General features: G+C 69.2%; 16 protein-coding genes and 1 pseudogene. 5 read left to right on the top strand and 12 right to left on the bottom strand.

Features of this window, described 5'->3' with window-relative positions; translation table 11 throughout:
• Positions 1 to 11 precede the first annotated feature (11 nt).
• The 3 genes from ACFYOY_RS21920 to ACFYOY_RS21910 all read right to left on the bottom strand — a co-directional run bounded on the left by ACFYOY_RS21920 (position 12) and on the right by ACFYOY_RS21910 (position 3307).
• On the bottom strand, positions 12 to 1025 hold the full coding sequence (locus ACFYOY_RS21920) for a BtrH N-terminal domain-containing protein (protein WP_351886961.1): 1014 nt from the start codon (positions 1023 to 1025) through the stop codon (positions 12 to 14).
• Complete coding sequence (locus ACFYOY_RS21915; protein WP_351886958.1) at positions 1022 to 1828, bottom strand: MerR family transcriptional regulator; 807 nt, start codon at positions 1826 to 1828, stop codon at positions 1022 to 1024. The genes ACFYOY_RS21920 and ACFYOY_RS21915 overlap by 4 nt, the downstream gene beginning before the upstream one ends.
• 111 nt (positions 1829 to 1939) lie before the next feature.
• Entirely contained in the window at positions 1940 to 3307 is a 1368-nt protein-coding gene (locus tag ACFYOY_RS21910; RefSeq protein WP_388588950.1) for a hypothetical protein, read from the bottom strand.
• A 247-nt stretch (positions 3308 to 3554) separates the two neighbouring features.
• Between ACFYOY_RS21910 and ACFYOY_RS21905 the strand changes: the two genes are divergently transcribed.
• Positions 3555 to 3869, top strand: coding sequence for a hypothetical protein (locus ACFYOY_RS21905; protein ID WP_388588948.1), 315 nt, complete (start codon positions 3555 to 3557; stop codon positions 3867 to 3869).
• On the opposite strand, the gene ACFYOY_RS21900 is transcribed toward ACFYOY_RS21905, so the two are convergent.
• From ACFYOY_RS21900 to ACFYOY_RS21885, 4 genes are all read right to left on the bottom strand, one after another.
• Positions 3866 to 4594 (bottom strand): helix-turn-helix transcriptional regulator, encoded by a 729-nt coding sequence (locus ACFYOY_RS21900; RefSeq protein WP_388588945.1) that lies wholly within the window; start codon positions 4592 to 4594, stop codon positions 3866 to 3868. The genes ACFYOY_RS21905 and ACFYOY_RS21900 overlap by 4 nt on opposite strands.
• A 16-nt stretch (positions 4595 to 4610) precedes the next feature.
• On the bottom strand, positions 4611 to 5543 hold the full coding sequence (locus ACFYOY_RS21895; RefSeq protein WP_388588943.1) for an alpha/beta hydrolase: 933 nt from the start codon (positions 5541 to 5543) through the stop codon (positions 4611 to 4613).
• Between the two features lie 82 nt (positions 5544 to 5625).
• The gene (locus ACFYOY_RS21890; RefSeq protein ID WP_351886944.1) at positions 5626 to 6855 is read right to left on the bottom strand and encodes a cytochrome P450; all 1230 of its coding nucleotides are present in this window, start codon (positions 6853 to 6855) and stop codon (positions 5626 to 5628) included.
• Between the two features lie 69 nt (positions 6856 to 6924).
• On the bottom strand, positions 6925 to 7485 hold the full coding sequence (locus ACFYOY_RS21885) for an SRPBCC family protein (RefSeq protein ID WP_351887282.1): 561 nt from the start codon (positions 7483 to 7485) through the stop codon (positions 6925 to 6927).
• Between the two features lie 111 nt (positions 7486 to 7596).
• On the opposite strand from ACFYOY_RS21885, the gene ACFYOY_RS21880 reads away from it, so the two are divergent.
• Complete coding sequence (locus ACFYOY_RS21880) at positions 7597 to 7875, top strand: TetR-like C-terminal domain-containing protein (RefSeq protein ID WP_351886941.1); 279 nt, start codon at positions 7597 to 7599, stop codon at positions 7873 to 7875.
• Between the two features lie 50 nt (positions 7876 to 7925).
• On the opposite strand, the gene ACFYOY_RS21875 is transcribed toward ACFYOY_RS21880, so the two are convergent.
• Positions 7926 to 8795, bottom strand: coding sequence for a class I SAM-dependent methyltransferase (locus ACFYOY_RS21875; RefSeq protein ID WP_388588938.1), 870 nt, complete (start codon positions 8793 to 8795; stop codon positions 7926 to 7928).
• 47 nt (positions 8796 to 8842) lie between these two features.
• On the opposite strand from ACFYOY_RS21875, the gene ACFYOY_RS21870 reads away from it, so the two are divergent.
• The gene (locus tag ACFYOY_RS21870) at positions 8843 to 9451 is read left to right on the top strand and encodes a helix-turn-helix transcriptional regulator (RefSeq protein ID WP_351886935.1); all 609 of its coding nucleotides are present in this window, start codon (positions 8843 to 8845) and stop codon (positions 9449 to 9451) included.
• A gap of 17 nt (positions 9452 to 9468) precedes the next feature.
• Positions 9469 to 9751, top strand: a pseudogene (locus tag ACFYOY_RS21865) (sugar ABC transporter substrate-binding protein); the annotation flags it as partial.
• Between the two features lie 191 nt (positions 9752 to 9942).
• Here ACFYOY_RS21865 and ACFYOY_RS21860 read toward each other — a convergent pair.
• Both ACFYOY_RS21860 and ACFYOY_RS21855 read right to left on the bottom strand, forming a co-directional pair.
• Positions 9943 to 10788 carry a calcium-binding protein gene (locus ACFYOY_RS21860; RefSeq protein ID WP_388588936.1) on the bottom strand — a complete coding sequence of 282 codons (846 nt, stop codon included), beginning with the start codon at positions 10786 to 10788 and terminating at the stop codon, positions 9943 to 9945.
• 250 nt (positions 10789 to 11038) lie between these two features.
• Positions 11039 to 11953, bottom strand: coding sequence for a LysR family transcriptional regulator (locus ACFYOY_RS21855; RefSeq protein WP_388588933.1), 915 nt, complete (start codon positions 11951 to 11953; stop codon positions 11039 to 11041).
• Between the two features lie 243 nt (positions 11954 to 12196).
• Here ACFYOY_RS21855 and ACFYOY_RS21850 point away from each other — a divergent pair, with 243 nt between their 5' ends.
• Positions 12197 to 12949, top strand: a complete 753-nt coding sequence (locus ACFYOY_RS21850) for an SDR family oxidoreductase (protein WP_351886926.1) — start codon at positions 12197 to 12199, stop codon at positions 12947 to 12949.
• A 155-nt stretch (positions 12950 to 13104) separates the two neighbouring features.
• Here the strand turns inward: ACFYOY_RS21850 and ACFYOY_RS21845 are convergent, their stop codons facing one another.
• Both ACFYOY_RS21845 and ACFYOY_RS21840 read right to left on the bottom strand, forming a co-directional pair.
• The gene (locus ACFYOY_RS21845; protein ID WP_351886923.1) at positions 13105 to 14115 is read right to left on the bottom strand and encodes an MBL fold metallo-hydrolase; all 1011 of its coding nucleotides are present in this window, start codon (positions 14113 to 14115) and stop codon (positions 13105 to 13107) included.
• 83 nt (positions 14116 to 14198) lie between these two features.
• Positions 14199 to 15080 (bottom strand): serine hydrolase, encoded by an 882-nt coding sequence (locus ACFYOY_RS21840; protein WP_351887279.1) that lies wholly within the window; start codon positions 15078 to 15080, stop codon positions 14199 to 14201.
• Positions 15081 to 15112: the final 32 nt, after the last annotated feature.

Below are 15112 nucleotides of genomic sequence, written 5' to 3'. Positions count from 1 at the left end.
ACGATGCTGACTCAAGGCTGGATCGCGCTGGGGGGCTCACTCGCCATGCAGCTCAGCGCCCGCATGGCCGCGTGCTCTATGCGGGAAAGGTCGTGGAGGATGGCGCCGGCCTGTACGAGGCACTGCGTATCGCCTGATGCACCGGCGTGGGTGATGAGTGCGGCGACTTGCGTCCATAGGGTGGCCGCCTCGCTGTACAGCCCGTGGCCGGTGCGCAGGTGGTCACTGTCGAGCAGTTGGGTGCATTCGGCGAGGAAGTCGCGGTAGAGGTTGCGGAACAGGGCGCCGCCGGTGCCGGCCTGCTCCATCAGGAGGGCGGCCTGCGGAAGGTCCCGCTGCGGGTTGTCGGTCCGCTCGAGCCATGTGCGTACCCGCTTGGCAGCCTTTTCGATGCCTCGGTGGCCGAGGTTGGCGATGGGCGGGTTGAGGAAGGCGTCGGCGCAGGCGGTGATGGCGGGAATGATATGGGCCTGTGGGGTGGGCAGGTTGCTCGGGGCGGTGAGGGTGAAGGACCGGTGCTTGGCGGTCATCGGGCCGCGGGCGCCCCTGGCCCGGGCGAGGCTGGTCAGGCTGGTGGATACCGTTCCGCCTTGCTGGTCGGTGTCCACCAGGTACGCGTCGTGGTCGTCGTAGCCGTACATGGCGACGACATGACCGCCGAAGTGCACCTTCGACCCGAAGTAGTCCAGGTGGTAGCTGTCGAGTTGCAGTCCGACGGGGCGGCCGGCCTCGATGTGGGCCGCCACGTTCTCCCATGCCCGGCGAGGGGAGGTGGTCTCCTGGACCTGGAGGTCCAGCCCGAGTCCGGTGGCCAGGTTCCTGGTCAGCTCGAAGGGCTTGACCCGTCCCCCGAGGAAGGGGAAGCCCATGCTCTTGCTGTCCCAGTAGATGAAGGACAGGCCGGAGCCGAGACCGAAGAGCATGGGTTCGGACAGATCGAGGCCCTGGTGCCGCAGCAGCACCCCCAGAGCCGACGTCTCGCAGTGCTGCGTACCACGGGCGTCAAGGTCGATCACTGTGGTCATGCCGTGCTCTCCTGGACGGGGATGATCAGCCGGGTCATCCATTCTTCTTGCGGTGCCTCTGCCGGCCCGACGAGATAGACCTCACGTACCGGCGCTTGCGGACGCAGCCCGCGCTCATGGACAGCGGCGAAGAGAGCGTTGTAGGCCAGGGGCAACTGGGCGTAGGACCCGATGTGCACGGTCTCGGCGACGGGCCCGCCGGGCAGCGTCTGGAACTCCAGGCCGGGCGTCCCCTCCCCCTGCGAGGTCTGCGCTCCGACGGCGATCTCCATCCGCTCTTCCAGATCCAGCGGATACAGCCCCCACAGCGGCGGCTCCCATGCGGTTCCCCCCTTGCCGAGCACGGGCAACAGCCGGCCCACGCATGCCCCGAGGGTCTCTCCGATCTCCTCGAAGGCACAGACCGCCCGCACCACCGCCAGCCGCCGCTCCGGCTCTGAACCCATCGTCACCTCATAGCCGGGAAGGCCGCCCTCCGCCAGCCGCTCCAGCATCTCCAGCCGTGCCTGATCCCTGCTGATCCGCTCGGCCAGCCGGTCCCGCTCGGCGCGCAGGATCTGTGCCCTGGATTCAGGCTCGGCGGCCAGCGCCTGGGCGATCACAGCCAGGGGAAGATCCATCTCGCGGAGCAGGGCAACGGTCAGGGCATCACGTGCCTGCTCAGGCGCGTAATAGCGATAGCCGGAGTTGGCGTCCACGCGGACCGGAGCCAAGAGCCCCGTCTCGTCGTAGTGCCGGAGCTGCTTGATGCTGAGCCGGCACAGGCGGGCGAAGCGCCCGATGGTGAGGAGTTCTTCGTGCATGCCGTCATGGTGGACTCTCCGACGGTGGGAGAGTCCAGCGCTGTACCCATGGGCTCCATACCGCCCTACGGCTCGCCACCGCCGAACCGGGACTGATCTTGCATTGCCTGATCACCCCTGATCGGGAAGTGAGCGGATCTCGTCCCCCATTTCGGCGGCGGCAATCTCATGCCCTCGCCCAAAGCTCTTGAAAATAGCGGCCCCGCTGCCTTTGCTGACCTTATAGGCATAACAAACTTCCATCTGCCGACATTGCGAGCAGAAGAGATTGGCCACAAAAGGCGACAGGGAAACAGGTCCTTCCGGTCCCAGTAAATAAAAGAGTTCGTTGCCGACCGGGCGCGCCCAGGTGAAGGTTCGCCGCTCGAAGTCCGGGTGGTCACCCATCGCGTCTTCCGCGACGACATCAAAGGTTCGCGACCTCGGCTGGTAGACACATGACACCGTGAACAACCAGGGAATATCCTTGAGGAACTGCGCCTTGGTCAGGGCGCGTTCGAGATGGTGTGTGCACTCGGCCACGCGTAGAGCGGACTCGGGCTGACTCTTGGGCTTGTTGCCGTGAGCGGCTCGATTGCGCTCTTCCCGCAAGGCATTGAGGTGTCCAACGATCCCGGGGTCGTCCGGCGTGTCCTGGAGAGCCTGGTGAAGTCCGACGACCAGATCAGGATGGTCGGCAGCAAGCGGCCGGAGTTTATCGAGCCACGTTGTCCATGTGCCGAACATGACGCCTTTTGCCAGGTACGCCTTCCGGAGCGCGGAGAGGTTGTACTGTCCCAGCCCCTGCCCGTACTCCTGACTACCCGATCGACTTTCGACCTGCCCCTGGAGCAGGGCCGCCGCCGTGACGCTGACAGTGATAGCCAGGGTCTCAGCGGCGTCGAGCAGTGCCTCGTACTTCTCCTTGGGGGTATACGCCTGTTGCAACGCGCGGACGGCGCGGGCAACGGGATGCGGCAATGCATTCCGCGCGTCCGCGAGTAACTCAGCCGGAGCCCGCCGTACGGAGGCTGCCGACTGCGCCGATGGCGCGGTGGTCGAAGACAAAGCGACCGCCGGGGGCGCCTGCGCACCCACGGGCGCCTGCGCACCCGGGGACGCCTGCGCACCCGGGGGCTCAAGAGGCGGTGCGACCACGGCCTCCTGAGCGGCATGGGCTGGTGATGCCGGGACGTCGTACCGAGGTGACTGCCTGCTCCACCGCCAGCGCCTGATGACCAGCCGGAGCCAGGCGGGGATGATGCCCAGGGTGGCGACCATGATGACGATGGCGAGCAGCGTGTCCAACCAGAGGGTCGGAAGGTTCGGTTCGGTAGGCGGGGTGGTCGGGATGGAGATGCCGGCGATCAAGCCCCATCCGACGGTGTTCCAAAACGCCCCATCACGGTAGAGGGGCGCGTCGTACAGCCTGAGGACCGCATTCCGCCGCTTGGGAAGAGGCGACGGCGGAGCCAATGAGGACGCTGCGTTATCTTGCATGCGCATATGGTGCCCGGCTGTGGGCGACTGGTGACCATTGTGTGTGGGATTGTTACAGGGCGACGCTCCTGGAACTGGAGGCGGCATCGTGCCAACGCTCCGGGCATCGTCCGCGCTGGAAGCGGAAAGGCCGCCACCTCTCTCTCCGCCGGGACGCCCACGCTCAACGCCCGTCCCCCATGGGGCAGTCGCAGCCCCTCGGTACGATCAGCGCGGAACGGGAATTCGTCCCACGGAGGTGCAGGTCATGTCCGAGTCGAGCGTGTCCGGGTCCGAGGTCGGGGCCATGTCGGGGCGGAGTGATTCGCCTGCCGTTGCGTTGGGACCGACCGCCGTCGTTCTTGGTGTCTTCTCTGCTATCGGCGCCTGGGTGCCTGCGCTCGTGCTTATCACCCTTCCGTGGGCGATCATCGGCGGAGCGCTCGCCACTGTGCTCGGCGCCATGGGCATCCACCACGCGCGCCGCGGCGTCGGGCGGCTGTGGGCCGCCGTCGCCGGGACGGCCCTCGGCGTGGCGGGGTTCGTCGGCGACACCGCTCTCATTTGGAGCGTTGGCGCCTAGGGCCGTGGCCGGGAAGGTGTGAGTGGGGCCAGTGCAGCGGGCCGCACCGCGGTGGCGGCGGTGGAGCCGAGGAGCAGGTCGGCCAGGTTGTGGGGCTGGGCCTGCTCGTCGGTGGGAGTCGCCGCTGTGATCCGGTCCAGGCGGAAGCCTCGGCCCGCGCGCCGGGTGCGGCACCAGGCGATGAGGTACCAGCGGCCTTCGGCGGTGAGCAGGCCGGCCGGTTCCACGATGCGGGTGCTTCCGTGTCCTGCCGCGTCGGTGTAGGACAGCCGCAGCGCCAGGTTGTTGGTAAGGGCCTGTTCCACCGCGGTGCGGACCTCGGAGTCGGATCGCGTCGGCAGCGTAACGATGCGTGCGGCGAGTTCCTGGGCGGCCGTCGAGGCGGGGCCGGTCATCGAGGCCGCGATCTTCTGGGCCGCGGTGCGGGCCGCGCTGGCGTAGGGGGTGGAGGCGTCGGCCGTGGCGAGCGCGGCGGTCAGTGCGGAGGCTTCATCGGTGGTGAAGTGGATCGGGGGCAGGGTCATCTCCGCGGCGATCGACCAGCCCCCGCCGCGCCCGGGTGTGGTGCGCACCGGGACGCCCGTCTGCATCAGAGCCTGGAGGTCGCGCTGCACCGTGCGGGTGCTGATCTCGAATCGCGCGGCGAGCGCCGCGACCGTCAGCGGTCGCGGCGCTGCCGCGCGCAACTCTTCCACCAGCGCGTAGAGCCGGGCCGTGCGGTTCATGAGGCCGACGCTACCGTCACGCGGTGGCCAGGAAGTCCCGCTCGCGCTGCTGTTCCCGCTCGGTGACGGTCAGCGGGAAGAGGGTGAAGCCGTGCATCGCGCCGGCGACGACGCCGAGTTGCACGGGCGCGCCCGCCGCCTGCCAGCGCCCGGCCAGGAACAGGGAGTCGTCCAGCAGCGGATCCTCGGTGCCGACGACGATGCGGGCGGGCGGCAGACCGGCCAGGTTCGCGAACAGGGGTGAGAGTTCGGGGTCGCGGCGCTGCTCCACGTCCATCCCTGGGGTGAAGAGCTCGTAGATGCCGCGAAGTGAGTCGGTGTTGATCAGCAGCTGTCTGGGGCCGAATGACCGCTGGCTCGGTGTCATCGACAGGTCGTAGGGGCCGAAGAGCAGGTGGGCCGCCCGGAACGCGCCGGTGATGCCGTGCCGGTCGCGTAGGCGCAGCAACGTCACGACGCTCAGGTGGGCACCGGCCGATTCACCACCGATCAACAGCCGTTCGGTGCCGAACTCGGTCGCGGCGTGCTCCACCAGCCACCGGGCGGCCGCTTCGCAGTCGTCGGGCCCGGCAGGGAACGGGTGTTCGGGCGCCAGGCGGTACTCCACGCTCACCACGGCCAGCCGTGCCTGTACGGCAAGCCGCCAGAGCCGTTCATCCTGCCCGTCCGCGGAACCGAATGCCCAGCCGCCTCCGTGGATGTGCAGGTACACGCCCTCGACGCGGTCCGGTACGAACGTCCGGAGCTTCACCCCGCCCTCGACGACGCGGCCTTGGGCGTGCGGCAGCCTCACCGGTGGGGCGTCACCGCCGAGCCGGTTGTGCCGCAGGAGCGCCAACGTGTCCGCGCTCGGGGCTTGCCCGCGGGCCGGACGGTTCGCCGCGACAGCCTCGAATTGCTCGTTGAAGGCCCGGGTCTCGGCGAGGCAGTCCTCATCTGTGATCGTCATGCGCAGACAGTCGCAGCTGCCCGCGACACCACCCTGTCACCCTTTCTTTGTGAGCTGCGTCATGGTCCTGGCGCGCTGCTCGCTACCACACCACGGGGACCTGCTCGAAGCTGTCCGTGAGGACTCCCTCGCGCCGCGCCAGTTCGGATGACGGGACCGCCAGGTCGAGGCCGGGCAGGCGCTCCAGCAGGATTTCCAGGGCGACCTGGAGTTCGGCGCGGGCCAGGGCCTGGCCGATGCAGGAGTGGGCGCCGGCGCCGAAGGCGAGGTGGCGGTTGGGGGAACGGGTCAGGTCCAGTTGGTCCGGGTCGGAGAACATCCGCTCGTCGCGGTTGGCGGAGGCGACGACCGACAGGGTCGTACTGCCCTTGGGGATCACCTCGCCGTCCAGTTCCATGTCCTCGGTGAGGTAACGCGGCATGCCCGGACCCCGGTTGACGTCGAAGCGCAGCAGCTCCTCGACGGCCGGGCGGATCAGCGAGCGGTCGTCCAGCAGGCGCTGCCAGCGGGAGCGGTCGTCGAGCAGGACCGGGACCAGCTTCCCGATCACGCTGGACGTCGTCTCGTGCCCGGCGTGCATCAGCCCCTGCATGATCTGGACGAAGACCGCCTCGGGCAGGCGGCGGTCGGCGGCGTCGGTGATCTCGATCAGCTTGCCGAGCAGGTCGTCACCCGGTTCGCGCCGCTTCCGGGCCAGATGCTCGCCCAGATAGGCCAGGAGGTCCTGGCGGGCGGTGCGGGTCTCCTGCTCGCCGTAGCGGTCCTGGCTGAACAGGGCGCCGGACCAGTACGAGAAGCGGTCCCAGTCCTGCTCCGGTACGCCCAGCAGGGCGCCGACGACCCGCACCGGAAACGGATACGCGAATCCCGCCCAGAGGTCCGCGGGCTTCGGCCCGGCCTCCATGGTGTCCACCAGGGCATGCGCGATGGCGACGATCCGGGGGCGGAGCGCGGTGACCCGCTTTGCGGTGAGGGCCTGGCCCACCAACCGCCGCCAGCGCTGGTGCCGTTCGCCCGTGCCCGTCCCGTCCGGGCCCGCCTCGCTCCGGTCCCTCGGGAAGCGCGGATCGGACAGCATCGTGTGCACATCCGCGTACCGCGTCAGCACCCGTACCGGCGCTCCGCTCGACCGCAGCGTCAGCTCCGGCACCGGGCACCCCTCAGCCCGCAGCGCCGCCCATTCCTTCGGGGGCTCCAGGGGGTGCTCCGATACGAACGGGAAGTCGCCCAGGGGGCAGCGTGCTTCCGCGCTGCCTTCCGCTTCCGGGCCGCCTTCGGCTTTCGTCCCGCCTGCCACTTCCGCTTCGGCCATAGAGCGCCTCCAGAGACGTACGACGTGCGGCGAACAGTTACTCACCCCTCATGGGCGAAGTCAAAGCGACTACCGGTTATGGCCGTTGGCTGCCTCGGCGGTGGTCTTCAGGTCGCGCAACCACGCTTCGAGGCCGTCGCCGAGGGCCTCGGTCGCGGTGGGAACATCCGCTTCGACCTGGGCCCCGGTCCAGGTTTCCTCGGTGTGGCCCCGGACGCCACCCCTGACCTTGGTGAAGGTCCACACGTGAACGCCCTCGTCGATGCTCAGCCCTTCGCCGATCGCGGGTCCGCTCCACCGGATGCAGGAGTTGCGCTTGAGCTGGTGAACGGTGGAGGTGATGTTCAGGGTGGTGGCGGGGGTCGTGGGGGTGGCGGGTGCCGGGGTGGTCCACCGGAACCGCGAACCCTTCCGGAGGGGGCCGGGGTCGAGGCGCTTCATGGTGAGGACGGGAGGCTGCCAGGTCGGCCAGCGCTGCACATCCGTCTGCAGCGCGAAGACGGTGCTCAGCGGCGCCTCGATCACGACGTCGGATGCGTAGCGGATCAGGGCGTCGGGGTCGACGCCTTCGCCCCGGCAGCTGGAAGCCTGATTCTGAGCGGGCACGGCCTGGGTCGGCGGAGCGGCCATCCCGAGGACGCCGGCGGTGGCGAGCGCGATCGTGAGCGCGGCGGCGCGGACAGTGGACCGGGGTCGGATGGGGACACGATCGCCTCGGCGGCGCGCGTGCCGCTGGTCCTGATGGGGATCCTGCAAGAGACGAACCCCTCGTCCGCGTTCGAGGGCCCGCCGCTGGCGGAGGGCTTGGCCGGTCAGTTGCGGACGCTGGGCGAACAGATTGCGCCGGACCTGCCGCTGGAAACGCTCGACCGCGGCATCGCGGTGTGGACGCAACTGTTCGGGATGCTCAGCTTCGAGCTGTTCGGTCAGCTCGTCGGCAGCGTGGACCCCACCGACGAGTTCTTCGACCACACGATCGAGCAACTCGCCGACCTCCTCGGACTTCCGCCGACCAGCTGACCAGCCGAACACCTGAACAGCTCGAGCCCATGGCCGGTGACCGCCTCGGGTCACGGGCGGCGCGCCGCCCACAGGGTGCGCTCGGCGCGGACGGTGAGGTCAGCGCGTCGTACGACGCCGTCAGGGCCGTCGCCGTCGATGAGGTGGTCGAGTGTGTCCAGGTCCTCGGAGCTCAGCTTTCCGGCGACGCGGGAACGCAACATTCCAAGGGAAGCCTGGGCGTAGCGGGCGGTGGGCTCCGGCAGTGGGGGACGCAGATCGATGGTGAAGGGGCGCTCCATCTCGATGGTGAATCCGGCGCCGGAGAGCCGGGGGCCCCAGTCGGAGCCCAGGTCCGGCAGGCTCTCGTCGTGGGCTTCGGCCCGTGCGGCGTGACAGCGGGCTTCGAGTCCGGGGCGCCCTCGGCCGACGTCGTCGGGGAGGAAACGCGGGAAGCCGGCCATCTCGATCACTGCCAGGAGTCCGCCGGGGCGCAGCGACTCGAAGATCTCCCGCAATCCGCGGTCGGGATCGGTCAGGTGGTGGAGGGACGCCGACGCCCACACCAGGTTCACGGCGCCGAAGTCCGGCCAGGCGGCGTCCAGATCCGCCTGGACGGTGCGCACCCGGTCCTCCACTCCGCGCTCGCGGGCCTTGCCACGGAGATGGTCCAGGAGCCGCGGGGAACGGTCCACGGCGATCGCCTCGGCGCCCTCGAACCGCTGGAGCAGGGCGAGGGTTCCGGCACCGGTGCCGCTGCCCAGGTCGAGGATCCGGTGCGGTGGTTCGTCTCGCGCCAGCTGCGCCAGGACAGCCGTCGCTTCGGACAGGAAGGTGTGCAGGACTTCGGCGTCGAGGTCCAGGAGTTCGGCCATGGCCGACTCGTCCCACTCGTCCGCCCCGGCCGCGCTGTGGTGGTGATGGTGATGGTGATCCGTCATGCTCCGAGCCTAAGAGGGCCTTGCTCCAGCGACATACCATCTTGCCTATGACGCAAGAGGACAGCGCTCTCGACGGCTTGGTCCGCAAGCGGATCAGGGGGCTGCGTTCGGCCTTGGGCTGGTCGCTGGACGATCTGGCCGCCCGCTGCTATCTGAGCCCCTCCACGCTGAGCCGTATCGAGACCGGCCATCGGCGGATCAGCCTTGATCAGTTGAGCGCGATAGCCCGGGCCCTGGGGACCACTTTGGATCAGCTGGTGGAGTCGGACGCCGACGATGACGTGATCATCCGGCCGCAGCATGACATGGCGCGCGGGCTGACCACCTGGATGCTGAACCGGCAGCCCGGGGTCATCGTGGCCAAGATGCGCCTCACCAAACCGGCCCCGGCCAGCGCCAAGGCGCTGAAGGTCCATCCGGGCAGGGACTGGTTCACCGTCTTGTCCGGAGCCGTCACGCTCGTGTTGGGGGACCGGAAAATCCTCGTCGAGACCGGCCAGGCCGCGGAGTTCTCCACCATGATCCCCCACGCGTTCGGGGCGCACGAAGGACCGGCGGAGATCCTGGGCATCCTGGACCAGGACGGGCGTCGTACCCATCTGCGGCCGCTGCCGAACAGGGGCGAGGGGAGCTCGGCCGAGCACGCTGAGGGCTGAACGGTCCGGCTGCCCTCAGGCCGGGGCGGCGCGCCCCGTTCGACATCGGTGCGGGGGACGGCGATCCGTCGGCCTTCCAGCGCGTCAACGGCGAGCGGTTCCAGGCCGCCACGGTGCCCGAGCCCCTCACCGAACAGGGCCGGCAGATCGTCGACGGGTTCAACCGCGCCTTCGCGGACAAGCCCGCCAGTGGATACGCCCCGCCGGTGCACATCACCACGGCCGCCCAACGGCGGCGGGGCGCTGTCCTGGGACTCCGAGGGCTATCGGCAGGCCTACCGCAGGATCTGGGGCGGGTAGGCGGCGCGGCCGGGCGGGAAGCGCGACGGCAGGGCCCCGAGCCACTCGGGAGGCCCCGCCGTCAGATGGACCTGGTCCTGGTGGACCTGATCCTGGTGGACCTGATCCTGGTGGACCTGATCCTGGTGGACCTGATCCTGGTGGACCTGATCCTGGTGAACCTGATCCTGGTGAACCTGATCCTGGTGAACCTAGTCCTGGTGTACCTCGTTGCTGCCCGGGCCGCCGGAGAGGGTGTCAGTGCCCTGGCCGCCCCACAGCACGTCGTTGCCGCTGTTGCCGTAGATCGTGTCGTTGCCGTCCTCGCCGTACAGCGTGTCGTCGTCCTGGTCTCCGTAGATGGCGTCGGCGCCCTTGCCGCCACGCAGGATGTCCTTGCCGGTGCCGCCGCGCAGGATGTTGTCCTCGGAGCCGCCGGTGATGGTGTCGTCGCCGGCGTCACCATGGCATTCCTGCACGCAGTTGGTGATGGTGTCGTCGCCGTCGCCGCCGTAGGCGCCGAAGCCCATGACACCGCCGCCGCCGTCGATCTGGTCGTCGCCGTCCTCGCCGTAGAACATCGGCGCCGCGTTACCCTTCAGGACGTCGTTGCCGGCGCCACCGTGAATTCCGGCGTAGGCCGAGCTATCGGCGTCGAGCTTGATGGTGTCGTCGCCGTCACCGAGGTCGACGTCGTAGTTATCCGAGTCGTCGGAGTTCTGCGGGATTTCCACCGCGCACTGGGCGACGGTGTGGTCGCCCGCGGTCGGGTAGGTGCACTCGTCCCAGTCCGCCGCTTCCGCACCGATGGCGATGTCACCGTTGTCGCGGAAGGTGAGGACGTAATAGTCCTCGAATTCCCCACGGCTGACGATCTGCTCGGAGACCGACAGGTTGTTCTTCTGTCCCGCGGCGGCCTTGTACCAGAGCTCACCGTCCTCGTGGACGAGGGAGCCCGAGGTCGTCGCGGCCGCCTGGGCGGCGGGCGCCGCGAGAGCGGCTCCCCCCAGAGCGAGAGCGAGGGTGGCCGTAGCGGCCATGGTCCGGTACATGCGCATAGGGGTGTGGCCCTTCGTGCAATCAGTGCCGATCAAACCGGCGGAGAAAGTGCCGATGCGATCACCGGGCGCCGGTGATCGGCGATTTGGTGTTTCCGATCGCCCTGGTAGACCGAGATTGACGGCAAGCGGTTGCACCGGGAATCCCCTAGTTTCCCGCAGTCGCAGGTCATCCCCTTTTTCAAAGGGAGGCGCGCAATGAAAAGTTCCATTGCGGCAACCGCCTATTTTGAGCTGCTTAACTCTTTGTTCACCCAGTGGCCGTTGAGCCGACCGAAGGAGGACCGGTGAGGTGGGCCCGGGCGTACTTACAGAAGGCCGTCACAAGGCGGCTGTTGTCGTCGGCGCGGGTGGCCAGCACCACATGACTCGGCTCGACCCCGTGCAGGGGGATGGTGGCGAGATCGGGGCGGAGGCCCTGGCCATAGGCGCCGGGTGCGATGGTCACGGCCTGCCCGGAGGCGATGAGTTCGAGCTTGTCCTCGACGCCCTCGGCGAGGGGGCCGTCGGGCGCGCGGCTGCCGTCGGGGCGGGGGTCGATGCGCCAGAAGGCGTTCCAGACCGGATCGGCCGCCCGGATCAGGGGTTCGTCGGCGATGTCGGCGACGGTGACCGACTCCTTCCCGGCCAAGGGGTGGTCGCGGGGCACCACCAGCACCCGGGGTTCGTCGTAGAGGACCGTCACCTGCAGATCACCGGTCGGGAACGGCAGCCGGGTCACCGCCGCGTCCACCCGGTGGTCGAGCAGGGCGACCCGTGCGTCGTTCCAGGTCAGGTGCAGGGTGTGGACGTCGGCGTCCGGGTTTCGGTGGCGCAGCTCGCGCACCGCCGGGGTGACGATGATGTTCATGATGTAGCCGATGGTGATCCGGCTCGGCTCGGCGGCGGCCCGGGTGTGGGCCGCGGCCTGGGCGGCGGATCGCAGCAGCGCCTTGGCGCGGGACAGGAAGACCTCCCCGGCCTCGGTGAGCTTGCTGCCCTGCGGGGTGCGGTCGATCAGCCTGGCCCCCAGCTGTCGTTCGAGCTGGCGGATCTGCCGGCTCAGGGACGGCTGGGTGATGTGGAGGGCCTCGGCGGCGCGGCGGAAGTGCCGGTACTCGGCGACGACGGTGAAATACCGCACCAGCCGAAGATCGAGATCCACCGGAGGCGGCGTGTCTGCCATGCCCTCACGCTAACCGCGCCGGCCCGTCGGCCGCTACTGGGTGACTGTCTTGAGCTGTGGTGATGCCTGACTCGTATCTCCATATGCGGAACGGGCCTTGGACGCGGGCCCAGGGCCGTTCCTAACGTGGCGCCATGAGGACGGCGCCGCCTTCTGGGGTCGCGCCGAATTGCCGTGCGACGACCCGCCGTACGCAGTCCGCACCAGTTCCCCCCCTTTTTTGCACCAGCGAGGAGAGACGGCATGTCCGCACCCGTAGCCCTGATCACCGGTGGAACCAGTGGAATCGGCAAGGCCACCGCCGAATTGCTCCATCGTCGCGGATACCAGGTCATCGTCACCGGGCAGAACCCCGACACCATCGCCGCGGCCGAGAAGGAATTCCCCGAAGGCGTGGTCGTGGTGCGCGCCGACGCCCGCTCACTGGACGAGACCGACCGCGTCGTCGAGGAAATCCGTGAGCGCTTCGGCGGACTCGACGTCGTATTTCTCAACGCCGCCATCGTCCGCAATCTACCGATCGAAGCCGACGCATTCGACGAGGCCGCCTACGACGACCTTTTCAACGTTAACGTCAAAGGCCAGTTCTTCACCCTCCAAAAGGCCCTCCCCCTGCTCCATGACGGAGGTTCCATCATTTTCAATGTCGGGATCGGCGCCACCAGGGGAATTCCGGGCGGGGCCGCCGTCGCCGCCGCCACGAAGGGGGCCCTGCTTTCCATGGTGCCGTCCCTCGTCCTCGAACTGGCTCCCCGGCGCATTCGCGTCAACGCCGTCAGCCCCGGCCCGATCGACACCGGAATCTGGGCCAAACAAGGGATGCCGGCCGAAGTGCTGGAAGAGGTTGCCAAGGCCACGGTCTCCCAGGTCCCCCTCGGGAGGTTCGGGACGAGCGAAGAGGTTGCCGAAGTCGTGGCGTTCCTGGCCTCGGACGCGGCCGGCTTCGTCACCGGGGAGAACCTCGTCGTGGGTGGGGGTGTCGGGATCAGGTCGTAGGACGCGTCGCGCAGGCCCGGTCGGGCGCGGCCGAGCCGGTCGCTCAGGGGCGAGCGGGTCGTTCAAGGCTGCGTAGTCGTTCACGGCCGAGCCAGGTCGTTCATGGCCGAGCCAGGTCGTTCATGGCCGAGCCAGGTCGTTCCCGGCCGAGCAGGTCAGAAGCGGTACGGCGTCGCGTACTCCGGCAGCAGGATGCGGGAGCCGGGGCTGGCCTCGCGGATACGGGCGACGAAACCGTCCAGGTCGATCGTGGGATCGCGGTGGGCACCCTCGTCCAGGGGGAGTTCGAAGTTGTCCCAGTGCACGGGGACCACGGTGGCGGGGTAGCCGAGCGCCTTCAGCAGGCGGGGGGCGTAGCGGTGGGTGACGGAGGTGCTGGGGGTGGCGATCATGGCCACGTCGGGGCGCAGACCGGCGGCGTCCCGTTCGCTGAAGTCGCTCGCTCCCATGAGGAAGGCCGAGAGCCCGTCGGGCAGCGTCACGTGGAAGGCGAGGGTGTCGCCTTCCGGGAGGTCGGAGACGGTCTGCGGGCGGGGCGGAGGGCCGGTGAGAGTGCCGGGGGCGAAGTAGCTGTAGGTGTCGTTACGGCTGTGGCGGCTGGAGACCGCCTCGACCACCAGGCCGTCGAAGTCCAGCACCTCACCGCCCCTGACCACGGCGATCCGGGCCTTGTCGACGCCGAGGGCCCGGAGCAGGTGGTATGTGGTCTCGGTGCCGATGATCCGCGCGTCCGGGGCGGCCGCGGCGATGTAGGGGACGTCGTTGAGGTGGTCCCAGTGGCTGTGGCTGACCAGGATCAGCTCGGGGCGTCCCCTATGGCGGTCGATCGTCGCGCCGTCCGTGGTCAGCGGCGTCTTCGGATTGAAGCTCTTCTTGAAGAGCCCGGTTTCGAAGCGGCTCAGATAGGGATCGAAAAGGATCGTCCGGCCGCCGCCGGTGTCGATGCGCCAGCCGCTCGTACCGAGCCACTGGAAGGTCGCGTCCGAGGTCTTCCCGTTCGGGGTCCCCGCGTGCGAAGTCTTCGCGTCGGAGGTCCTGGAAGCGCTCGGTGCCGTCCCGGTGGCCGCCTGGGCGGCCGTGGGAAGGACGGCGGGTACGGCCGCGCCGGCCGCCGCTCCCCGGATCAGCAGACGACGGTTGAAGCGCGATGCTCTGTTGGCGGTCATGGGCACAGCAGAGCAGCTCCCCCGACCCACCGTCCAAGATCGGCGCGGCACTCCAGCCATATCCGGTTCCGTATAAGGCCAGGTCAGCGGTGTCTGAGCGCGTCCACCGCCAGCCGCGCCGCTCGCCCGATCGCCGCGTCCACCGCCGTACGTACCGCCGCGGCCGAGGCCGTACGGGCGAACACGGCGACCGCGTACCGGCCGCCGTCCGGGTAGCGGACGACGCCCGCCTCGATGTGCAGGCTCGGCAGTGTGCCCGTCTTCGCCGCGACCAGGACGTCATCGGGGAAGCCGGAGGCCAGCCGCTGGCGGAAGACCTGCCGGGACATCAACTCCCGCACCAGCGCGCACGCCGCCGGGGAGCCGGCCTGGTCCCGCCAGATCAGGCCCAGCAGGGTGGTGATGTCGCGGGCGGTGCTGGAGGTGGTGTGCCGGGGGTCCAGGACGCGGAAGCGACGCAGCCGCTCGAAGGTCAGCGTCGGATAGACGGCGGCGAACTCCGCCTCGTCCGTCGCGCCCGCATCCTCGAACATCGACTCCAGCAGCTCCCGGGGCCCGCCGACGATCCGCGTGCGATCCAGGCCGAGTTCGGCGGCCAGCAGCCGCACCGTGTCAAGGCCGATCCGGCGCATCAGCGCGTCCGCGGCGGAGTTGTCACTCACCGACAGGGCGAAGTACGCCAGGTCGCGCAGGGACATCTCGACATCGTCGGCGCAGCCCGCGGTGCCCCAGCCGCCGAGGCGATCGGGGGCGGTGATGACCACCCGTTCGCGGGGGTCGAGCTGTCCGGCGTCGGCCTGCCGGGCGAACTCCAGCACCAGCAGGATCTTGAACACGGACGCGATGACGACCTGGTCGTCCCCGCCGAGGCCGAGCTCGCGTCCTGGCGCGTCGATGTCCGCCGCGTGCAGCCGGCCCTCGGCGTCCGCCTCCGCGAACACCTCCGCGATCCGCTTCTCGATCAGCGCCGTGTCCACCGGCGCCGGGGCCCCTGATT

The sequence above is a fragment of the Streptomyces sp. NPDC007875 genome (assembly GCF_042868035.1).
GTDB classification, from domain to species: Bacteria; Actinomycetota; Actinomycetes; order Streptomycetales; family Streptomycetaceae; genus Streptomyces; species Streptomyces antimycoticus.
Note: the sequence above shows the minus strand (reverse complement) of the source record. Positions and strands in the feature narration are given on the sequence as shown.

Bases quoted from the DNA above. Each gene is read 5' to 3' on its own strand.
- ACFYOY_RS21845 (WP_351886923.1), bottom strand. From the start codon at position 14,115: ATGACCGCCAACAGAGCATCGCGCTTCAACCGTCGTCTGCTGATCCGG.
- ACFYOY_RS21910 (WP_388588950.1), bottom strand. From the start codon at position 3,307: ATGCAAGATAACGCAGCGTCCTCATTGGCTCCGCCGTCGCCTCTTCCC.
- ACFYOY_RS21890 (WP_351886944.1), bottom strand. From the start codon at position 6,855: ATGGCCGAAGCGGAAGTGGCAGGCGGGACGAAAGCCGAAGGCGGCCCG.
- ACFYOY_RS21905 (WP_388588948.1), top strand. From the start codon at position 3,555: ATGTCCGAGTCGAGCGTGTCCGGGTCCGAGGTCGGGGCCATGTCGGGG.
- ACFYOY_RS21880 (WP_351886941.1), top strand. From the start codon at position 7,597: ATGGGGATCCTGCAAGAGACGAACCCCTCGTCCGCGTTCGAGGGCCCG.
- ACFYOY_RS21860 (WP_388588936.1), bottom strand. From the start codon at position 10,788: ATGCGCATGTACCGGACCATGGCCGCTACGGCCACCCTCGCTCTCGCT.
- ACFYOY_RS21920 (WP_351886961.1), bottom strand. From the start codon at position 1,025: ATGACCACAGTGATCGACCTTGACGCCCGTGGTACGCAGCACTGCGAG.
- ACFYOY_RS21900 (WP_388588945.1), bottom strand. From the start codon at position 4,594: ATGAACCGCACGGCCCGGCTCTACGCGCTGGTGGAAGAGTTGCGCGCG.
- ACFYOY_RS21915 (WP_351886958.1), bottom strand. From the start codon at position 1,828: ATGCACGAAGAACTCCTCACCATCGGGCGCTTCGCCCGCCTGTGCCGG.
- ACFYOY_RS21870 (WP_351886935.1), top strand. From the start codon at position 8,843: ATGACGCAAGAGGACAGCGCTCTCGACGGCTTGGTCCGCAAGCGGATC.
- ACFYOY_RS21850 (WP_351886926.1), top strand. From the start codon at position 12,197: ATGTCCGCACCCGTAGCCCTGATCACCGGTGGAACCAGTGGAATCGGC.
- ACFYOY_RS21885 (WP_351887282.1), bottom strand. From the start codon at position 7,485: ATGGCCGCTCCGCCGACCCAGGCCGTGCCCGCTCAGAATCAGGCTTCC.
- ACFYOY_RS21895 (WP_388588943.1), bottom strand. From the start codon at position 5,543: ATGACGATCACAGATGAGGACTGCCTCGCCGAGACCCGGGCCTTCAAC.
- ACFYOY_RS21855 (WP_388588933.1), bottom strand. From the start codon at position 11,953: ATGGCAGACACGCCGCCTCCGGTGGATCTCGATCTTCGGCTGGTGCGG.
- ACFYOY_RS21875 (WP_388588938.1), bottom strand. From the start codon at position 8,795: ATGACGGATCACCATCACCATCACCACCACAGCGCGGCCGGGGCGGAC.